Source organism: Methanosarcina flavescens, from assembly GCF_001304615.2.
Classification (GTDB): domain Archaea; phylum Halobacteriota; class Methanosarcinia; order Methanosarcinales; family Methanosarcinaceae; genus Methanosarcina; species Methanosarcina flavescens.
Genome location: NZ_CP032683.1, coordinates 3,147,700 through 3,169,039, shown reverse-complemented (window position 1 = coordinate 3,169,039; position 21,340 = coordinate 3,147,700). Strand labels below are relative to the sequence as shown.

The 21,340-nt window shown below is 40.8% G+C and carries 17 protein-coding genes; 5 read left to right on the top strand and 12 right to left on the bottom strand.

The features are described from left to right. The first annotated feature begins 504 nt into the window (after positions 1-504). Positions 505-1,260 carry a HEPN domain-containing protein gene (locus AOB57_RS13825; protein ID WP_167829641.1) on the top strand — a complete coding sequence of 252 codons (756 nt, stop codon included), beginning with the start codon at positions 505-507 and terminating at the stop codon, positions 1,258-1,260. A gap of 137 nt (positions 1,261-1,397) precedes the next feature. Here AOB57_RS13825 and AOB57_RS13820 read toward each other — a convergent pair whose 3' ends face one another. The 3 genes from AOB57_RS13820 to AOB57_RS14725 all read right to left on the bottom strand — a co-directional run bounded on the left by AOB57_RS13820 (position 1,398) and on the right by AOB57_RS14725 (position 7,309). Then, a complete protein-coding gene (locus AOB57_RS13820; protein ID WP_054298196.1) occupies positions 1,398-2,306 on the bottom strand; it encodes a hypothetical protein in 909 nt (302 codons plus the stop codon). Continuing rightward, a complete protein-coding gene (locus AOB57_RS13815; protein ID WP_054298195.1) occupies positions 2,267-3,184 on the bottom strand; it encodes a hypothetical protein in 918 nt (305 codons plus the stop codon). Before AOB57_RS13815 ends, AOB57_RS13820 begins: the two co-directional genes overlap by 40 nt. A 345-nt stretch (positions 3,185-3,529) precedes the next feature. Beyond that, a complete protein-coding gene (locus AOB57_RS14725) occupies positions 3,530-7,309 on the bottom strand; it encodes a PGF-pre-PGF domain-containing protein (RefSeq protein ID WP_226999534.1) in 3,780 nt (1,259 codons plus the stop codon). 851 nt (positions 7,310-8,160) lie between these two features. Between AOB57_RS14725 and AOB57_RS13790 the strand changes: the two genes are divergently transcribed. The 3 genes from AOB57_RS13790 (at position 8,161) to AOB57_RS13780 (ending at position 11,169) form a co-directional block, all read left to right on the top strand. Beyond that, the gene (locus tag AOB57_RS13790; protein ID WP_226999533.1) at positions 8,161-9,351 is read left to right on the top strand and encodes a hypothetical protein; all 1,191 of its coding nucleotides are present in this window, start codon (positions 8,161-8,163) and stop codon (positions 9,349-9,351) included. A gap of 150 nt (positions 9,352-9,501) precedes the next feature. After that, entirely contained in the window at positions 9,502-10,101 is a 600-nt protein-coding gene (locus tag AOB57_RS13785) for a thiamine-phosphate synthase family protein (protein ID WP_054298192.1), read from the top strand. Positions 10,102-10,728: 627 nt separating this feature from the next. Further along, positions 10,729-11,169: a universal stress protein gene (locus AOB57_RS13780; protein WP_193726267.1), complete on the top strand. Its 441-nt coding sequence runs from the start codon at positions 10,729-10,731 to the stop codon at positions 11,167-11,169. Positions 11,170-11,243: 74 nt separating this feature from the next. On the opposite strand, the gene pspAA is transcribed toward AOB57_RS13780, so the two are convergent. Both pspAA and AOB57_RS13770 read right to left on the bottom strand, forming a co-directional pair. After that, complete coding sequence (gene pspAA, locus AOB57_RS13775; RefSeq protein WP_054298190.1) at positions 11,244-11,522, bottom strand: PspA-associated protein PspAA; 279 nt, start codon at positions 11,520-11,522, stop codon at positions 11,244-11,246. Between the two features lie 51 nt (positions 11,523-11,573). Then, on the bottom strand, positions 11,574-12,308 hold the full coding sequence (locus AOB57_RS13770; protein ID WP_054298189.1) for a PspA/IM30 family protein: 735 nt from the start codon (positions 12,306-12,308) through the stop codon (positions 11,574-11,576). Between the two features lie 341 nt (positions 12,309-12,649). Here AOB57_RS13770 and AOB57_RS13765 point away from each other — a divergent pair, with 341 nt between their 5' ends. After that, on the top strand, positions 12,650-13,387 hold the full coding sequence (locus AOB57_RS13765) for a V4R domain-containing protein (RefSeq protein WP_054298188.1): 738 nt from the start codon (positions 12,650-12,652) through the stop codon (positions 13,385-13,387). A gap of 155 nt (positions 13,388-13,542) precedes the next feature. Here AOB57_RS13765 and AOB57_RS13760 read toward each other — a convergent pair whose 3' ends face one another. The 7 genes from AOB57_RS13760 to AOB57_RS13730 form a co-directional block, all read right to left on the bottom strand. Further along, the gene (locus tag AOB57_RS13760; RefSeq protein WP_054298187.1) at positions 13,543-14,238 is read right to left on the bottom strand and encodes a DUF2110 family protein; all 696 of its coding nucleotides are present in this window, start codon (positions 14,236-14,238) and stop codon (positions 13,543-13,545) included. A gap of 48 nt (positions 14,239-14,286) precedes the next feature. Further along, positions 14,287-14,907: a MarR family winged helix-turn-helix transcriptional regulator gene (locus AOB57_RS13755; protein ID WP_054298186.1), complete on the bottom strand. Its 621-nt coding sequence runs from the start codon at positions 14,905-14,907 to the stop codon at positions 14,287-14,289. Positions 14,908-15,040: 133 nt separating this feature from the next. Beyond that, on the bottom strand, positions 15,041-16,207 hold the full coding sequence (locus AOB57_RS13750; protein ID WP_054298185.1) for a tRNA (guanine(10)-N(2))-dimethyltransferase: 1,167 nt from the start codon (positions 16,205-16,207) through the stop codon (positions 15,041-15,043). 24 nt (positions 16,208-16,231) lie between these two features. Next, entirely contained in the window at positions 16,232-16,927 is a 696-nt protein-coding gene (locus tag AOB57_RS13745; protein ID WP_054298184.1) for a cupredoxin domain-containing protein, read from the bottom strand. Between the two features lie 767 nt (positions 16,928-17,694). Further along, positions 17,695-18,240 (bottom strand): cupredoxin domain-containing protein, encoded by a 546-nt coding sequence (locus AOB57_RS13740; RefSeq protein WP_054298183.1) that lies wholly within the window; start codon positions 18,238-18,240, stop codon positions 17,695-17,697. A 488-nt stretch (positions 18,241-18,728) separates the two neighbouring features. After that, a complete protein-coding gene (locus AOB57_RS13735) occupies positions 18,729-19,970 on the bottom strand; it encodes an MgtC/SapB family protein (RefSeq protein ID WP_054298181.1) in 1,242 nt (413 codons plus the stop codon). Positions 19,971-20,617: 647 nt separating this feature from the next. Continuing rightward, the gene (locus AOB57_RS13730; protein WP_054298180.1) at positions 20,618-21,274 is read right to left on the bottom strand and encodes a metallophosphoesterase; all 657 of its coding nucleotides are present in this window, start codon (positions 21,272-21,274) and stop codon (positions 20,618-20,620) included. Between the last annotated feature and the right edge of the window lie 66 nt (positions 21,275-21,340).

The window sequence follows — 21,340 nt, the reverse complement described above, 5'->3', positions numbered from 1 at the left end:
CTATTCTGCATCATATGGAATGCAGAAGATATGATCAATTACAGTACATTGTAACAATATTATTTGGAGAAAAATCTAACGGATACAAATAAATCTTATCAATATGCTCCTTAATATCTTACAATTGTACTCAAAAATAGAAATATTGAAAAATTTAATTGGTAATTAAAAGTTAGTATTTAGATTATTATTGTGGTCAGTTATAGGTCTTGATAACTCTTATCGGATACCATTTCAATAATTGGTTCTGGATATCCTAATGATTATCTTATTTATTGGTATTTTAGTCATAGCGATAAATTCTATCTACTACTATCCTTAGTGTAGCAGAGAAAAAAAATGGAAAAGTTAAATAGACAGCCTTTTGAGCTTTAGGACATCTGGTTTAACTTATAAAAAAACTATTATTTTTAATTATAGTCAAATATTAAACTAATTGGTGAATTTATGGATAGCTTTTGGATAAAGATAGATGATCACTATTTAAATACAGTTAGTCCATATATGAAAATGAAAGTTGAAAAAAAAATTCAATCAGAACCAGATCGTACACATTTTGTTAGAATGTGTCCATACTGTAACAATTTTTATATGCTTTCTATGATTACGGAATCTCTTATTACTATGGGTGTTAATCCTAAATATTGTGGAATTTGCTACGAATCCGATCCTTTTTATAAAATTCATTATAGTCTGGAAAAAGTCCGTATTCTTCACAAACTTTCAGTTACCAATTTATCTATCAATGAAAATACAACAGTGGAAAAAGTTCAAAGAGTATTGTTAGAACAATGTGTTGTAAATCTTGCAACGGGATTTGAAGTATTCTTTAGAGACATTTTTGCTATCGGCATGAATTTAAAATTCGTAAAAAACGAACATTCATTAATATCTAAATTTTACAAAGAATCAAAAAATGAGTTCCTTAATATAGGAAAGATGGATAGGATATTTAAAGAAGAATTAAATGTCGATTTGAAATCTCTATTCAACGAGGAAATTTATTCAGAATTGAAAATTATTATGCATAAAAGACATGCTATTGTCCACAATAATGGATTGGTAGATAAAAAATTTCTCACTCAAAGTGGAATCGAGTGTAATTTGGGAAAAATGATACCAATAAGTAGTGAAGAAATTGAAAAATATTTAGCAACTGCTGAAGCAATTGTTAAAATAGTAAAACAAATGTTTGATCAGCTATTCTTTCCATATTTAAAGGAAAGGATTGATACTGAATTATACTTACTTGTTAGGTAAGGTATAATTTGTATCTCTGCTATTTCAGGTTATATCTGGTTTAACAATGTTCAGAACATGATTTGTTTTCTGTCTGACAATTTAATCCTGGCCTGTATCGTTCTCTAAAAGAAAAGAACTGAGCCTTAAATACTCAGTTAAACAACAGTCACAGTTATTTGATGGGTTCCCGGACTAACTGTATGGTACACATAATAAACACCATCTGCATGGATCACATTACAGTTATCTGTCCCGTCATACTGAGCCTTAAAACCTTTTTTGATATTTGTCAGCTTAATTGTAAAGTTATCAATTTGTTTTGAGGTGGTAATGCCAACAATAACTCCTTTTGGAGTGTTATATGCCTGAATTTTTGCGGATTTCAAAGAGTTATATTTTGCAATCTGGTCAAGCGTCGAAAATACAGTATAGCCTGAGTTCTTACTTACATAATCCAGGGTTTTCGACATGTTTGAAAACAGGTCTGGTTTTGTCATCATGCCCTGAATATGACCTGCTATAATAAAGTTCGCCGGGAAATTGATTTCTTTGAAATGCTTCATACAGGCTGCATTTTTCTTATAAAAGTCGTTTGCATTACGGGGACTTATATCGAAATATGCCGGAACTTCCATCTCGATGGTGTTTGTCTCTTTTCCGTACAGAATCTTCTGCTTCGGGAAAAATACGTAATTTGACTGCGTATCTCCAAGGGCAGTCATGCTGGTGTAGTATCCGTAGGTGCTGTCGATTATGAACCCTGCATTCGATGCAGCCTGATAAGCCGGAATGGATGCGGCTGTATTGGGAAACCGGATTGATGAAAAGCCATAGTTTGACACGCCGGCAGCCTTGTTCATTATTGATTCAGCCTTTGTAATATTTTTCTGGAACTGAGCTACTGTAAAATCTGCTCCCCAATCCGTAATCCTGTGTGGATGGATCGTGTGCGTATCCCCGTAATTAGAAAAATAGGCAAGCCCGGATTTTGATGTTTGTGATTCCGGAACTATGAAGAAAGTGTTCATGTCCTGCACGTTTGCAAGCTTCTTACTCTTTTCCATCTCGAAAAAGTTGGGGTTTTTGGAATTTCTTTATCTGCCCCCATAACATCATCTATTGTCACAGTTACCTGTTTGTCGCCTTTAGGATAGGTGATGCTTATGCCATATGTGTTCTTGTCAAGCCCGAGAATCCAGTTTTTGCTGTTCTGGAACAGGCGGGTTTCTGTATCTTTATTGAAATAGTTGCACGAGCCGCCCGATATGAACATGTTTTCGTTTGAATAGATGACTTTAGCTCCCGTTTTTGTATTCTCGAACCGGATGAGCACATCCCCATCTTTGCATACTGATGCCAGAACTTTGTATTTGAATCCCGATATATTGCCGCTGTCAGGATTGAACGACCTCGTGTATGTGGATTTATTGGTTGTGCTCAGGGATCTGTATGATCTGGATAAACCGTTTGTTATCGGGTCGGTATTGTCTACAGTAAAATTACTATTATGGCTAATCCAGATTTCACTGGGCTTCCCTAATATATTGATCCTATAGTCCGACATCGAATCGTCTGGTTTCAATCTTGGATCGGCAAAAAACCAGACTTTACCCCCACTGTTCAGGTACTTGTTTACAGCTGTAGCAGCTTTGTCTGACATATGCTTATCAGGAACAAGAAGCAGCTCGTAGTTCTTTTTAGTGAGATTCGATGTGATTGTAGAGTCTGTAAGATAATCGAGGTCGTATTCAAAAAACACTGCAGTACATATTGGATCATGAGCCACGACATCAGTTGAAGGAAGATATACTGCTATCTTTTTTGTGTTGTCCAGGCAATTAGAAGAGCCTGCTGCAGCTATCTGGCAGACGAGAACAAGGCATAATATACCTGCAAAAATACAGGAGGTTCTCATTACTTTAAATTTTATTTTTCTATCCAAGGAGTTCACCAGGCATCAGTCCGGATTATATCTTTCACATTATTATCCAGATCTCGACTATCAGTAAAGGACATCTAAGTTTATGACACGAAAAGAAGAGGATATAACTGAACTAAGATATGTGGTGGCAATTAAATAAATTTTTCTTTAATGTTGCACTTATCAGGTTATGTGATAGCATGTATTTGAAGAAAACAATACCAATAGCCCGTTTATTCAACGATCAATTATAAGCTTCACAACAGCGAGATATCCTAAAAAATATCAGATTCTAAAAAAATATCAGGTGGATTAACCACCCATTTATGACAGACTTAATCGCTCATTACTATTTTAATTACTGTTTTACTTATTACATCTTCTTTGATACAGAGATATAGCCAGCAAGCTGATAATTCCACAAACCGCTTTAAATCCAGGTATGCTTGTAATTTTTCCCGTTTCAGATTTCATTCTATCTTCAGATTTCATTCTATCCTTACTTCCGAGGGCTATACTCTCCTGCCCAGGATCCTGAATATCAGTTGCAAGTTCAATTTCGTCTCCGGATTCTTTCTCTATGGCTTTTCCTATTATTGCAAAGGATGAGAACCCCGGAGTTTCTGCCGTGAAGTACAGGTATTTACTATCTTCGGATAATAATTCCGCTGGCAGATATGACCATGTTTTGTCTATGTAACTGCTGAGAGTGATCGAAACCGGATCAATCTTCTTATCCTCAAGCCAGGACTTCTCAACCTTGAAGCATACTACAGGGCTTTCTATGTTCTTTTCCGTTGCAACTCCTCCGTTTCCGACCCAGACATTAAAGAACTTGTAAACTTCACCATCGGGCAGTCCAGAGACCAGAGCTGATTTGCCTTTTAGCTGTTCAGCAACAGTTGTGGTCTTGCCAAAAGTTTTCTTTGCGTCAAAGCTCACATACACGACACAGGTGGCATTCCTTGCAAAATCAAACTTTACAGATCTCCCGTTTATAATAGATGCCTGAGAAAGTTCTTTTACTTCAACATTTTTTGCAGGCTCAGGAGAACCGCCTCCGCCGCCGCTGCCACCGCCGCCACCACTTTTGCGGCTGCTTCCACTGCTTCCACTGCTTCCACTGCTTCCATCGGTGCTTCCGTCGCCACCGTCGCTTGAGCTGCTTTGTTGTGTGACAGTTATTGTAGCAAGCTTTGAGGCAGTTCCTTTCTCATTGCTTACTGTCAGGTTAACAGTATAGGTTTGTGGTACAGAAAAGATATGCACTGGATTCTGCTCGGTTGAATAGTTTCCATCTCCAAAATCCCAGCTCCACTCCATTGCGTTTTTCGAGAGGTCTGTAAACTGGACAGAAAGCGGAGCATAACCCTCGCTCACATTGCTTTTGAAGTTTGCAAAAGGAAGTACTGGCTGCTTTATAAACTGCCCGAATGCAATAGGAGATTCTCCTACACTCATTGTGGTTTTAACCCTGTTTGTGGCAGTGTCAATAACAGAAACAGTGTTGCTACCACTATTCGTCACATATGCCTCATTTTCATCAGGATTGAATGAAACGCCAATAGGGTTGACTTCTACAGGCACAGAGGCTATAAGAGTATCTGTCACTGCGTCAACTATAGAAATGGTATTGCTGTCGAAGTTCGCCACATATACCATTCTTCCTTCTGGACTCACGGCATTTCCCTGAGGATTGTCTCCTACAGGCACCGTGGCTATTATATTGTTTGTAGCCGTATCAATTACAGAGACAGTATTATCCAGACTGTTCGACACGTATACCTTTGTTCCATCGGGGGTGACTGAAATTCCTGTAGAAGCATTTCCCACGGGCACCGAGGCTATAACACCATTTGTGGCAGTGTCAATTACAGAAACAATACTGCTTGTTGAGTTTTCAAAGTGAAGTGAACTCGCAAAATATACCTTTGTTCCATCCGGTGTAACTGCAACTCCAGAAGGATAAATTCCTGCAGGGACCGTAGCTATGACAGTGTTCGTTGCAGTATCAATTACAGATGTAGTATTATCCAGATTATTCGCCACATACACCTTTTTCCCATCCGGAGTGACCGCAATTCCCCAGGGCTTCCTTCCTACAGGCACCGTGGCTGTAACAGTGTTTGTTGCAGTGTCAATTACAGAGACAGTGTTGCTGTCATTGTGCGCTACATATACCTTTTTTCCATCCGGACTTACTCCAACTCCATAAGGGCCAGCACCTGCTTCTACAGTGGTGATAACATTGTCTTTTGCGGTGTCAATTACAGAGATAGTGTTGCTACCCGTGTTTGCAATGTATGCGTAAGCAGGCTGTTGAAGAACAGCTATAGTAGCAAGTTTTGAATCTGTACCATTATCATTGCTTGCGGTCAGGTTGACAGGATAAGTTCCTGTTCTGGAATAAACATGCATTGGATTCTGCTCGGTTGAATAATTTCCATCTCCAAAATCCCAGTTCCATCTGGTTACATTTCTTGAACTGTCGTTAAACTGTACATTCAATGGAACATAACCTTCGCTTATATTGCTACTGAAGTTTGCAACGGGAAACGAAATTGGATAGGTGAATGCCTTGATACATACATTTGCATTTGGATAATGTTTTGTTAAGTCTTCCCATTTAATTCCATCAGGACTTATAAAGCTCTCTCCTGTGTTTGCTTTTGCTTTACTACTGTAGCCTGATTTTGGATATTCAAAGGCAATCGGGAAGTTATATCCATGAGTTGTAAGCTTCAGAACTACCGAAAACTTTTGACCTGCTTTGAGCTTAACTCCTGAATTCAGGGGAATCGTGTGGTAGCCTGCAAATGGAATTGTACCGCTTTGGGTAAGAACATAGCCTGTTCTACTTATGGGGCTGAACTCTGGATCAGTGTATATATATATTTCATAGTTGCAGTTTGAGTCTGTTGTATAGAAACCTACGGCTTTGAGAACTTCATAAGATTTTGCAGTAAAGATGTTTGCACACCAGCAAGTAGGATTACTATATCCAACACTGTTGACCCATCCGAGCGGGTCATACTGGTATATGGAATCATAATCATCAGTGTTTCCAGCTGTGAACACAACGTTTCCATCGTATCCGAGTTTTGTGTCGTAGTAGGATACATAGAAATATCCCTCCTCCCCCCAGGTCTTGCCCCAGCTATTTTTTACAATAAATGCACCATTTCCGGGCGGAACGTTGGAAAACTGATTCTTATCAAACGAGTCATTCCAGCCAACAATAGCCACAGCATGATTAGGATATGAGATAACACTGTTACAGTAATAGTAACGTTGATCAGGGGAATAATAGGCAGGATTGACGTACATTGTGGTGTATACCGCTCCGTAGTTCTGGACTACAGATTTTATGTTATCATTGTCCATTGGACTTTTCCTGTCTGGAATAATGAGTACATCTCGTATGTGCTTCTGTACATGTAATCCAGTGGGTGAGTAGACCGAGGAATAATTAGAAGGATCATAAGGATCATCGGTTTCATCCACTGGTCCGTTCCAGCGAGCCAGATAGGCTGTTGACATGAGATGGTTTCCGCCTTCATCCGGAGTAAAGTCAAAACCTTCTGGATATACAGAAGAAAGCAGGTTTTTCATATTGTTTTCTGAGAAATCCCGGTTCTCTTCCGGCAGTAAGCATGATTCCAGAGATGCATAGGTTGCAAATGCCCAGCAAGTTCCTTCATGACCCTGATCTCTAACATCTGTTACCCTGTTCAGAGCTCGCAGATCATAGTAAGCTGGAGCAGATACATGTCCTGCTGAAACATCGCTTAGATGACTGAGATCTACAGGCGCGGGTACAAAACCGGTTTGATATTCATTTTGGGAAAGTGCATTTTGAGTGTAATTTTTATTGTTAAGGTATTTGGTAAACTTGGGGTTTTCCGGCGCATATTTAAGCTCTGGGAGACTGTCAGTCTGGTTTAGGGCATTACTCTGAATCTCAGATGCTGTGTTTATTTCCGAAGATCCTGTATCTGCCATCGCTATAGATGACCCTATAACAAAAAATAGAACCAGAAGTTCACTGAAGATTACTATCTTTTTTCTCACATTTAGATCGCTTATTATACTGAGATTCTTCTTCATGCTGATCTCTGTATTCATTTTTTGATTATTTTTCTTCAACTTTATTTGCCTCCCTTCATACATTTTGTAAATAAGTTTGCCCTAAAACCAAAGATTTGTTTTCGAATCTTACTCCCCATAGAATCTATAAAATTCCAGACTATGAGAAAATTCTGGAAATTATTAATTGAATTGTTAAAAATAAAAAGACTTTTGGAATTATTTCGTAAACATGCAAAATCCAGATATTTAAAGTTTTTACGAATGTATCTTCCCCAAAATATATGAATTTATTTAGCCTGTATTACTAATATAATAATTGAGAAATCATAGTTATAGAGAAATCTTCAGCAGTATTGCAGTTTACCGAGCAGCCTGTCACTGGCGAGAACTCAAAATCAGCGGATGGTTTGCATACATCAAATCTTAGGCTTTTTTAACTGCGACAACAAGGGTTTCCTTATCGTTTACTATCCAACTGTTGACCCACAAACGTGGCGTCGTTTGATTAGAACCGTCGCACTGCAACCCTTTTACGAAAAGGCTTGACCGCAAACTTTTTAGAAAAAAGTTTGATCAAAAGCCGGCATGATGGCGTGATATACCGGCGCAACGGTTTCATTCAAGCCTTTTTTTTCAAAAGGCTTGTAATCAAACATTTTCTTGAAAAGTTTGTTTTATCACGCAGTTGAATTGAAACGACACGGTTTTTTATAGCCCCCAAAAAATACTGTAAAATAACTGATTAATTTGTAAACAGTATCAACCGAGTACCGGGAAGTATGCTCCTGCAGTTATATATATTATCTAAATTTATAATAATCACGGAGTAATCCATACACATCTTGAGGGGAGATGGAAAAGGGGGATAGAAACAGATGAAAACTAAGGATAGTTTATACTTATTATTCTTGGCATCAGCAGTCCTAGTTTGTGTTTTAATTCTCGGCTCATCGGCTGCACTGGCATCAAACGGACAAAATGCATCGGAAAATGACTCCTCGAATAACAGTGAATTTCCATATCCGCGTGGCAAAATTGCACCATATGGAATGATGGGATGGGAGACAGGGACTCAATTTTTAACCGAGGATGCTACGCTTGTTCATTTAGGATGGAGGACTTCTATAACTCCACGGCAGTTTGTTGATAATATTAATAGAGGCAAACAGCTCGGTATTTCGAGATATCTGGTAGCTACCAGCGGTCCACAGATGGAGTCTGAAAGCTTCTGGAGAGGCGTCAGGGACATGGGGGTTACTGATAATGATTTCTATGGCGTTTATCTTCCTGACGAGGAAGATGATCCTTCTACACTTATCACCATGCGTACAGCTATGAAACAGTACTTCCCAAATGTTGTTGCTGGTGATTATTTAGGTGATATGCAGACCGGGCCTGATGACGAAGAATTCATTCCGGGGCTGGATGTCTGTTATTTCACAACTTACACGAAATTCCATCCTGAACGCCCTCACGCCTGGGTATACGGGAATCTTATTGCCAATGCTCCTGACTGGAAGAATGCAGGAAGGACTGTATACGTAACAACCGAAGCTTTTGGTCAGGCTATTGAAGTGAATCCTTCAGATCCGGATCTGGATACTGAGCAAAAAGTAGCTGACCGTCACGAGAGTCAGATTGTCATGGGAATCTTAGGCGGAGCGCAGGGGGTCTTCTCATATGCTTATAAGTATGCAGCCGGTACTCCAAACTATGAAGGGTGGGCTGACTTTAAACCGAAATATGAACAGATCTGGCCCTGGATTATGAATGGTAACAGGACACTTCTGACAACAAACGTAACCAGTGGCAGGGAGAGTATAACTTCAGATCCTGGTGGCACAATCGATGCAGTTACTGCCTATATGTTTACTGATTCCGAGGGTAGAAAACTAATAGCTTCGTCAAGCATGCTTGACTTTACCGAGGCAGACTGTACACCAAATAATGCAACAATTACCGGCGTGCCAGATGGAACATATGAAGTCTTATGGGAAAACAGAACCATAACTGTCACAGACGGAACCATCAACGATACTTGGGAACCATATGAGTATCATTTCTACCGGTTAGAGACAAATGATACTGGTAGTGAATAAGCTCTTACGCTTACAGGCACGTCGGATAGAATTAATTCATAAGGGCCGGCAAGCTACTTCTTTTAAAACATTTGACAAACAGACAGATAACAGAAGTTACAGATGCGGAAGAGATATCATAAGATAAACTGAATGGGGAGCCGTGATGTTATGGATCTCAATGAAAAGGCAGACATGATTGGGCGTTTATATCTTGGGCTTGAGCAGATTGAAGAGTGTGCGGAATTCTCAGCTTTGATTCCTGAGGTTCGTACGAATTTTGTATATGCATCAAGAGAAGCGACAAGTCCTGAAGATGTGCTTGCAGTAGACGGAAGGATCTCCGTAGTTGACGGATTTCCGGCAGCTATCGGAAAAATCAAATTTGGAGCTTCCGGGTATATGGCACGTGTCCTTCTGGAAATCCGGAAAAAAGATCCTGAGATAAGGTCTATTATAGATTTTGCAAATAGTTCCGAGATTGCCGACTTTCTGAAAACTTATTGTAAAGAGAAAAGATGGGATTTCTCTGTTGTGGACCGAAGTCAAGAACCTGAGAATCTGAAGGATGAGGAGGGAGAAGCTATCTCCTGGATGGTCGAGGAAGCTATTAGGGCTGCAGGGGGGAAAATGCCCAGAATTTTTTACGTGACCGGTGCGGTTGGAAAAGAGCCGGTAAGTATTCTCGTGGGGAAAGACCCTGTCGAGGTTGCGGAACAGATGTGTGAACTTGCCAGAAATTATCACGCATCAGGACAAAAGACTAAATGAAAAAGAATGAAAAGGCCGTAAAGAAAGAGTTGCTATCCAGGAAAGCAGGATAGGAAAACAGGATGAAGAGGGGCGGGGAAAAAATTTAAAACCCCTCTCTTCCATGGAGTGAAGGAAGCCAGTTCTCTAGTTTTTTTCTCTGGCTTATTAATCTTAACCGGTATCAGTAGATGTAGAGACGCTGGTTTCGCTATTCGTTATTTAAATTGTTGAGACTGCTGGTTTTGGTATCCGTTATTTAAATGTGTGTAATACGCTAGTAGAGTATACACTAACATGCTATACTTAAATCGATTTTTAAAACCTTTCTTTGAGTTATGAATTTTCGGGAGCTTATTTTTAATTCTGTATATAATAAACCATTTATATCAAACGGAAACGTTTGATGCAGATGTTAATGCAATATAGAAAAAAGCATAAGTCTGCCTAAAAGGAACAGCTTCCACTATAATTCAGTACTTAACTTCCAGGATGAGGTTTATAATATTGATACTCATATTTTTAATTATAGAATAAAGAATGGAATGAGTTTTAATAAAGAAAAACACTTATAGATATTACAAAATAAGAAAATAGTGAGCCTAAAAAGGATTTGTTTTATCTCTACTATAGAGGGGGGTGGATAGAATGGAAGGAAATCTCTTCAAAAGAATTCTGGTCGCAATCGACGGTTCGGAGAATGCAGAAAGAGCTGCTTCATATGGAATAAACGTCGCAAAGACAACAGGTGCTGAAGTGCATGCCCTGTATGTAATCTCTACTAAGCATGCAGTAACCACGCGAACGGTTATGGGCTGGAGCGAAGCCTTTGAGGAGTATCTTGCAGATAAGGGAGGAGTTGCGGTTGAAAACGTGGAAAAGCTGGGAGAAAAAGCCGGGGTTAAAGTTAAGCCTGTATATATGAAAGGCATTCCAGCGGATAAAATCCTTGAATATGCCAGTGAAAACAGTATTGACCTTATAGTAATGGGCACGCATGGTCTGACAGGCATCAAAAAATTCCTGATCGGTAGCGTGGCGGAGAACGTTGTCAGGCACTCAAAGGTACCGGTGATGATTATTCGATAAATACAGGCCCTGAAGACCTGCTAACCCGATTAACTCTGATCTCCAGTGCCGGAAAAATCTTTAAAACTGTAACTTTAATCCTTAAAGATTCCAGAACCTTTAAATATGTCTTTTGCTTCCTCAAGGCTCAGGTCCGCTGGCGGCACGATGATATCGGATTCTGTTATCTCCTCCGCTTCAACCGGCTCCCCATTTTTCTTTATCTCGGAAATCAACTTAGCAAGTTCTTTTTGGAATTCCTCGGCTTTTCCTTCCTCAACCAAGTCCACGATCCTGTTATCGATCTGATTCAACTCGTTACAAAGAGCCTCCGGTGCCCTGTACTGGCCTTCACCCATAATCCTGATTATCAATTCTCAGACCTCCTTACATTTCCTTCCTTATTTCTTCTCCCCTGCTTTTCCTTACTTGCCTTCTTTCCCGGTTTTGAATTTTTCAGTCTCTTTTCCGGCTTCAGCCTTGAGTCTGGCAAGTTCGGATTCTACACTGGTTTTGGTACTGATTTTTGCAAGTTCCCGATCTATTTCGTCCCTGCCGCCTGTAAGGTCTTCAAGTGTGCCTGCTTCCATAAGCTCGTCGATTGCTTCAGCTCGTGCCTTCATCTCTTCAGTCTTATTTTCGGCCCTTTCGAGTGCAAGACCCACATCTGCCATCTCCTCGCTTATCCCTGTGACAGACTCATTGATTTTCACCTGGGCTTCAGCTGCCGAATACTGGGCTTTAATCGACTCTTTTCGAGTCCTGAAGATCTCCACTTTCGTTGAGAGGCGCTTTTCTGATTCTACCAGCTTCTCCTGCTGCTTGTCAAGCTCTGCAATTTCCCGGTCAATCTCTTCAACCTGCTGCTGGAGGGCAGCCTTTCTTTCAAGAGCGAGCCTTGCAAGATCCTCCCTGCCAGATGCAATGGCATCTCTTGCCTGACCTTCCAGTTTGTCCGTGTTCTGAACCAGCTTTGCACGCTGGAGCTGGAGGCGCTTCTTTGAGGTTGCAACTTCCGCAATACCCTTTTTCACATTCTGGAGCAATTCCAGCTGCCTCTCATAGGAATAATCCAGCGTTTCCCGCGGGTCTTCCATTTTGTTGAGCACCTTACTCATCTTTGATTTAAGCACTGTCTCCATTCTCGATAATAATCCCATATATTTTCCCCTTTGCTTTTTAAAAATTCCAAAGCCGAACGATCTGAGTTTTTGTCTTTTTTTAATATTTCCATTATAGTTTTTTCACAAACTTTATCAGAAAGCTTCAGTATATTTGCGGTCTATTTGTTTTCGCTGGAATTATATTATTAGCATATCTGTATCTCTACCTATAAATTTCTCTTCCCGAACCAGGTCTCCCTTCTTAAATCAAGGTTATCTCTTTCTAAGTATACTCTTTTAAACGGAGATTTATAATTTGGTAATTATATATAATATGATATTATTCGTGGTTGTGCGAACGGTTTATATAATCTAAGCGCAACTTATCTAAAGATATTATGGCAAAACCTGAGAGTAGAACAGAATTTTTTTATAATGAAAAAGGACTGATAGCAATAGACAGCCCTGTAAAACTCCAGATTCTCAACCTGCTCAGGGAAGAACCCAGGTCGTTCGATGAAATCGTAAAATATACAGCAAAAGCCAAGTCAACCATTTCCGTACATCTCAACAATCTCAGGTCGTGTGAGCTTGTGGAAGAAAGCTTTAATCCAAAAGACCGCCGCCGCAAAATCTATTCCCTCACATCCCGCTACATGGGTTGCTCTCAGGAACCATTTATCGAGCACTACAGGAAACTATTGGAAAAGGCTCCTGCAAATGGATATGATAGGTTCTGCTTTGCAGAAATCCTGTTTCATGCGCTTTGCTTTGGTTTTGAAGCATATGGTATTGACAATGCCCCAGTTGTAAAAACGATAGGAAGCGATCTTGGAATGTCTATCTCCTCAATTTTCAAATCCGGAACCCCAGATGAACTCCTGAAAGAGATTGCGGGTTTTCTGGAATTCCACGGAAAGTGCCGAGTTACTGTACTCGCTGATCCCACTGCTCTTCAGATTGAAGACAGTTTCAAAGCCAGTTCAATGCCTGTCATTGGGAAACCATTCTGCTCCTTAATAGAAGGCATTATTGAGGGGATCCTTAAAGGAAAGCTTGAAAGGGATTATGGAGTTACCGAGACTGAGTGTTATGGGACAGGGCATGAACACTGCCTCTTCAAGATAACAATATGAATTCCTTTATCACATTCGCTGTTTTACATACCAATTATTATTAGTATCCTGGGTTTTAAGCCATATCTCGTTCTCAGAATTTACTGGCTTACAAAATTTTCCCAGGCCAGCTCTTTTTTTGGGTTTCGTCCTGCTTTCTTTTAAGGGCAGTCTTGTCAGCGCGCCTCTCCAATTACAACTCCCATTTCGGATTTCAGGTGAGGCCCTATTGCTGCAACTATACCTGGGCCATCGGTCTTTTCCCGGCACACGATTGCATGTTCCAGCAGCCCCAGGCGCTCGATTTCGTAAATATCCCTCCCGTGGCCTGTTTTTTTAATTGCACTTTTGATTTCCGATCGTGTTGCTCCGTTAACAGTTACCCTATCAGTAGATGCTTTTTTCCAGCTCCACCAGAGATCAAGCTGCTTTTTAGTGAGACGAGCTTTTAAATCCCTGTTTGCCTCAATAACCTCGACTTCAACCGGCAAATGAGGTATAAGGCCGAACCTTGAGGCAAGCTGCTTTGGCTTTCCACTGCCAAGAGCTTTCAGTTCCCCGGCTTCAACCCTGACAGGTATACCAATATTGACCAGAAAAGCGTCCTCTAAAAAAGCCTGGAGAAAGCCCATGTATACCTTTCCGGGTTCAGCTTTTTGTGCAGGCGTCCCATATCTGGAGGTCAGCAAATTTGCAGACACTTCCTCATCCTCGCCTTCAAGAGTAAACTCAGCCCAGTTTTCAGGGGTGATAGATATCTCAACTTTTACTTCAAGATCCTTCAATTCATTCTCAACCAGGGTTTTTAGAAGTTCAGCCATCCTTTCCCGGTTTTTCCCATAAATATGCTGGAGGGTTACAACTTTTATCATATTCTTCCTACCTATTCTCTACTTTTTTGCCGGGAGGGGGACATCCCCTCAGCTCCTGAGATACATTTCCAGAAGTTCCTCACTTTCATCCAGGGCTGAGGTCACAGTTTCGTTAATTGGGCTTTCTGCTCTTTCAATCTGGTTCTGGAGTTTCTTTATATCCCGACTGTAAGGGCCAAGTTTCCGGGAAATCGTATCCCTGCTATCTCCCTGTTCCACTGCTTCCCTGTGAATGCTCTCTATTTTACTCCGGAGTTTTTTCACCTTTTCAAGAATCTCTGCACTCAGAGGATCAAGTTCTTCTGCCTGTTCAGGCTCTTTCTCTTCTTCCTCGGCTTCAAATTCCTCCCTTTCGACCCCTGTTACCCGGGACTTTTCTTCCTGATTTTCCGGAGGTTTCTCTGCGATAATATCCCTGAACTCTTTGAGGGCAGCTTCGACTTCTCTCCCGTACTCCGTAAGTTCGACAAACTTTATCCGCCCCTCGAATGTGAATCTTATAAGTCCGCACTGTTCCATTTTCGCGAGGATTCTTGTGGTATGGGCAAAGGTGGAATCTATCTCTTTAGAAATAACAGATGCGTAAGTCTTTCCCATCGAGCCAATAAATAGCAGCGCACGGGTGGGCTTTTCCTGCAAAAATAACTTTTCTGCATTTTCATCGGACATAATATCACATTGGAATTTTCTAGCGGATTACTTCTGGACCTCAATCAAAGGTTTTAAGTATTCTTCAGTGATTTATATACAATACTGGGAGAGTTTCCGATTTTCATTTGCCTCTGAACTTTTGCCTGAAAATTCATTCAGAAAGCGCCCTGATTATCTCTTTTATTTCCGTTATAGGCGCATCGGTTCGGAACGAGGTTCCGCTGAAATGGGTCCTTGACGCTTCAAATCCGTGAGCCTTAAGGGCTTCTATGAGGATTTCTATTCCAGTTGCGGAAACTCCGAGTTCTTTACAGATTACATGCTGGTCATAGAACATCGGGATATCGAGTTCGTCCCTGCTGAAGGTAATTAACTTTTTCGCTTTATCCTTTGTGTTTAGAGGATGCACTTCAAGTTCGGAGATAACTTCATCACAAAATGCCTGTTCCCTGAAAGGCCCAAGCCACAAAGGGCCTGCAATCTGTGTGAAAGACCCACAAACAGGGCAATCATTCTTGATATGTACTGCAAGTCCATACACTGGCCCTCGAAACCCACATGTCGGACAGTGAATGCTGAAACCCATTGACTTTAGAGTTTTATCAGTCTGTTTTGCTCCGGGAAGAACTTTGAGATAAGTGCGAACATAGTGACGTGTCACATGGGAAATCAGGGGTAACATTCCTTTTTCGTGCTTTGCAAGCTCTCTGGCACAGGCTCCCAGGAGAACTCGAAGTCCCATCTCACTGTGGTATTCCGTGTTAAGAGGTACGGCCGCATATTTTCTTATCCCGGCTTTCAGGTGGGCTCCGCATAACGGGGCTGTGTCCGTTGCCGTAACTGACAGCATATTTCTGACCGAGGCCGACGCCGCATCCAGGAAAGGTGAAGGAGTGCCGAATGGATCAATATCCACGATATGGAACTTTTGCTCGTGAAGCAATACATTTGCACTCTTGTGGGTAGCCAGGGTTTTTTCCTCAAGCCCGTTAATTTTGATATTTTCTTTTATCATTTCAAACGCGTCTGAATTCCAGTCATTCATGGTAGCATGGATACCTACTTCACCTGCAATCCTGAGTCCCCTTATACCTGACGCCGAAAAAGCGTCCACATAACGGATTTCTTCCCTGAGGAGCTTCTTTCCCGAGAGAAGCCTTTTCACAAATGCAGCTGTAGCTGCAACATTAATATCGCGGTTAAGCTCCATCTCCGGATTATAAAAAACCGGAGCTGCCGATGGAGGGAAGGCTGCATCCTGAGGCGGTACCGGAACTAAAACCTTTGTTGTGCCTTCAACTATAGTTTTATACATCATTTGAGACTGCTATACTTTGGGATATTATTTTACAGTAATGGTCATCTGCATTTTGGGATAGCCTTTTACACTGAAATTATAGCTGCCCGGTTCATCGAATGTATACTCAAAGGTATCTCCGTATACAAGCCTTTGATCCTCAAAAAGATATTCCCTGCTGGTAAGGAAAAGCACACTGGATTCCTGGTAATTTCTCCATATAACCGTTTCTCCAGTATTGATTTCCAGTCTTGGGGGAATCATAAGATAGTCCTTAAGCCTTACAGGATGTGTTGTTGGGACTGCTCCGCCTGACTGTATATCTCCAGCCTGTCTTCCTTCTTCCGTTTGCCCTGCCTCAGCTTCTTCCCCGGCTCCCGGAATTGCTGTCTCTTGTGGTGTTCCCAGTTCTTCCTGAGTTTCTGTTTCTGTCTGTGTCTCAAGCTCTTCCTGTGCTACCGTCTCCACTGGGGTTCCTATTTCTTCCTCTGTCCACATTTCGCCTTCAGTTTCCGTCTCTTCCGCTATCCACGTTTCCCCTTCAGTTTCCGTCTCTTCCGCTGTCCACATCTCTTCCTGTGTTCCTAAGGGTGTTGTCATTTGTCTCGGTCTTTGTGAGCCTCCTGAACTGCCGCCTGCCTCCAGATCTTCTTCTTCATTCTCCTCATCTTCCGAACTCAGGCAGCCTGAGATTACTACTGACAGAACTATTAAGAGTAAAATTATTTTGTTTGTTCCCAATCGCCTCCCCCTTATTAGTAATCTACCTTTGTATTCCCAACTTAATATAAGCCATTTATAAATAATAATGCTTTCTTATAACAGTTCTTTAAACCGGAGTTATTCTTGAAGCATGGGCACGGATTCTGAGTGATAAGTACTGATATGGATGACATAATACTGAAGTGAGCTTAGTGTTACTTTGTATATTGCTTAGAAAAGAAACTACAGCATTAAAGGTCTCAGTTTTCAACCCCAACCTGATATCCAGAAAATCTTCCAGTTCTTTTGACAATGTACTGGGCTTCAGATTCACCTGTGTATTTATCCTGCGATACTGCGGAAAAGGTAAGGCGTATTAAGAATTCCGTAGTCTAGCTGTCAGGTAAAATCCCTATATGCCGGAGCCGTGAAAACAAAAACCAATAAGTATTTTGGAGGATGCAAATAATAGCTTATGTGTGCTCAGGAAATCCTGCTTTAAAAAGTATTAAAAATAGATTTGTCAGGAGATCTCCCGGCTTTCCCTGTAAAATTTTAATCATTGCCTTCCATTCTATTCGAGACAACGAAACTATTCGAGCACTCCATTAATACAGCTTTCCTGAGCTTTCTATTATTTTTAAAAAAACTATTTTTAGTTATAAATAGCTGTTTTTAGGGCTCTGTAGAAAACCTATCTAAATAAGCATTATGGGGCTGAAACTAACTATGGAAAATATAGATCATAAGGTTCAGTTCAAATTAATGTAGATTTGTTATTCCACAGGTTTTCTACAGAGCCGTTTTTAGGGTTCAACCACGCTGACAGTAACATTCATTCTGGGCTGGCCGACAACACTGAAGTGGTATTCTCCGGTCTCATTAAAGGTATAGGCAAAAGGACGCTTGTACGCAAGATTTGTGTTATCAAAGAGATTTTCTTCACTCACCAGTGTAAAAGTCCTTCTCGGGCTATCCTCCCAGTTTAACCAGGCAATGGTATCTCCTTGCTTAATCTCAAGATTTGATCGGCTTGCCCTATTATTGTCCAGTCTTATGGTATACGTAGTCGGTTTTGTCCCAGGAGTTATGACCCCGCCTGTTTTCTCGGTTTCGCTTTCTTCCGGTGTTTCAGTTTCCACAGCAGTTACATTTTCTTCCGGTGTTTCAGTTTCCACAGCAGTTACATTTTCTTCCGGTGTTTCAGTTTCTACAGCAGTTACATTTTCCTCCGGTGTTTCAGTTTCTACAGGAGTATCGTTTTCATCTGGCGAGGGCTGCTCATCCTCTGCGCATCCTGAAAGTAAAACGACGCCAAATATAAGAAGTAGCACAATTATTTTTATTTTCATTTTATTCCCCACCGCTTGCGGTTATGAAATTTCCGAAATCAATACCTCAGCTCGAAGTTCCATGCAATTATTAAGCTAATGTTTGATTTGATACTTGACTATCCAGATTTTTAGCTTTTTTAGTCTTTATAAGACCCGGTATTTTATAGTATTGCAGCCTTTCTTTAAAGGCATTTCAAATCTGATTTTTCTTTTTCAAGATTACCCGTACATATAAATATACTTTTCACTCTTTTTGAATTGTTCTTACTACCTTGAGTAAGTATTCCTTTCAAAAACTCTTGAGGCTTGCTTCCACCCCACAGTTTTAGCTTACTTATTAAATAATTATAATCTACTGCTCGCATATAAAGATATTCACTAATGGGCAGTAATTGTGAGGATCGCATTCACTGCTTATCAAGTGTAGACGTCACAAGAGATCTGGAGTATCTATTCTAAGATCATAAAATGCCTTTACTGAAAACAAATACACTTCAGAGTTTTATTTATATACTGCTCAATAAAAGTAAAGCAAGGGTCCCGACAGCTGTAATTATCCCAAAAGTATTTTTCGCAAGGGAAAAAAGGCTGGGAGAACCAGAAATTTTCGAGATCAGGATTTTGTTAACTGTACTGACCAGGCTTGCAAGCACTGCAGTGCTCGCTGCGGTCTCATATGAGATACTCCCGCTTACAGCCAGTAAAGTTACCGAGACTATCACTCCCGAACTGCTAATAAGGGCGCCGAGAGCAGTGAAGTAAATTCCAGCAGTCCCTGCAATTCTATGAGCAAAGCTCCCTATTATAAGAATGAGCGTAAAAGCAACCCCGAATTTAAACGCCTGACCAAGTGAGAAAGGAGATTCGATTTTAAATTCTTCCCCTCCTATCGGGCAGAATGCCTTATTGTACTTGAGGGCCATTCCTATGGAAAAGAGAATAATTACCGCCTGGGGAGGGAACATAAACCGGGTTGTCTGACCAGTTGGGTCAACTATCAGAGCTAGTACGAGATTCCTGATGAGCATGGAAATATTGCAGAGCAGGATCCCTGTAAGCACAGGATCAGCCATTTCCTCTGTTTGTTTAGAGAGACCAGCAAGTGCGGCTGTTGTGGCTTCACTGTTTACAAAGCCGCCTACAAAGCCTGAATAACAGATTCCACGCGTTGTACCGAACTTTCTCAGGAGTACATAGCTTAAAAAACTGATAAGTGAGACAAGAATTACAATAAGGATTGCAGACCTGAAGTTTATAACTCCGAAGAACTCTCTATCCGGCACTACCGGATAAAGTATGAATGCCACAGCCAGGAACTGTATGGCATTGTAAAGCTCCTCTTTTGTCAGGCTTCCTACAAACTGGTGAAGAAGTTTCTTCTGGATCAGAAGAATAGCTACAACTATTGAAGAGACTATAGCAAACATGCCGTAGTCATAGCCTACAAGTACACCAACTACGAAAATAAAGAAGAGACTGATAGGGCTGGTAACTCCTATCCGTTTGAAGAGAAAAATCTTGGAATAGGTGACTATGGAACAGACTGCCCCGATGAAAAGCGCAGCTACGTAAACAAAACCCTGTCCTGTTGCTTCACTTACGTAAGCAGTTAACATGCCTGTTATGCAGGTTATGCTGTAGGTTCTCACACCGGCAAAGATTTCATGCTCAATTGCTCTATGCTCCCTTTCTATACCCACCATTATTCCAATCAGAAAGGATATGGCAAGCTTTTTCATGAAATCCATAAAAACCGGATCGAAACCGAAATCTTCAATAATGCCCGTAGTTCAACCTCTATGATTTTTCGATCTATAAAGCTTAGAATTAGGTTTTAAGGAAACCATAATTGAGATTCATATTTAGGGTATTTAAAATCCTTATTTAAAATCTCAATTTAACTTATTTAAATTCTATCTGTCTATCTGCTCCGTCATCGGTCACACAATCCTATTATTCACATTTCTCTTAGTGATTTTTATCATGCCTGTGCCTGGTTATTATGCCAGTAAAATATGCAGGTAAATAAATGAGAGTAATAAAGCAAATGATTGTGTGATAGACGAATGATCGCGAGTAGTCAGATGAATAATAAAGTTAATATTGATTCTGCAAATGAAGTTGATTAGCGAGCTAAAACAAAAATATAATTATATAGTATGGATGTCCCTGGTAATGAATTTAGCCCCTGAAAAAAGAAAAAGGTTGAGTGTATGTTGAAAAGCCTGTGTGAGATTTCCTAAGGTGTTCATAAACCTGAGAAAAATCTTTTCAGGCGACTATTAACCTGGGAAACTCCATAGTTTATTCCCTAATATCAATACCCGGGAAAACTTGCCAAGCCTGGGTGAAGCTGATAGTATATTGACGTTTCACATTATTAAATCGGGATATCTTATACCTCTACAAATTCGACCTCTATGGGTTTGCCTTCTGGTTCATCGAGATGAACAAGGGCGCAGGAACCTTTGGAAGCTTCGCCAGGGTTTAGCACTACGGTTTTTCCCACCTTCTCCAGACCTTTTGCCTCATGGATATGCCCGCAGACTATCAGGTCCACCCTGTCAACGAATTTCTGGATAGCCTTACTGCCCACGTGCCCGAAAGGAAGTTCATCTCGTGCGCCGTGGGGGGGAGCATGAGTAAGAAGTACTATTGTTCCACATTCGCCTGTATTTTCGGCAGAGCAGACCATTCCTTCAAGGGCTTTCTCAATTTCCTCTTCTGAAAGCTCAAATGGAGTGTTGAAAGGAGTGGGATTTGATCCGCCAAGCCCTATAAAACTAATATTTCCTATTTGCTCGATCTTCCCGTGCAGATTCGTAGCCTTTGAGGCGTCAAGAGTTTTCAAAATACTTCTCTGATCACAATTTCCAGGAATTGCCAGTACGGGCTTATCAAAGAGTTCCATCAGTTCTTCGACCTTCTCATCGGGTCCGAAATGAGTAATATCTCCGACAATAACCACCAGGTCGAAATCTCCTGCCTTTTCCATCATTTTCCTTATCTTCGAATAATCCCCGTGGGGATCAGAAATAGCCAGTATCTTCATCCTTATCCGGTCCTGTTATTCGTAATTATTAGTAAGGGTCCTATTATTCACAATTATTCAAAAGAT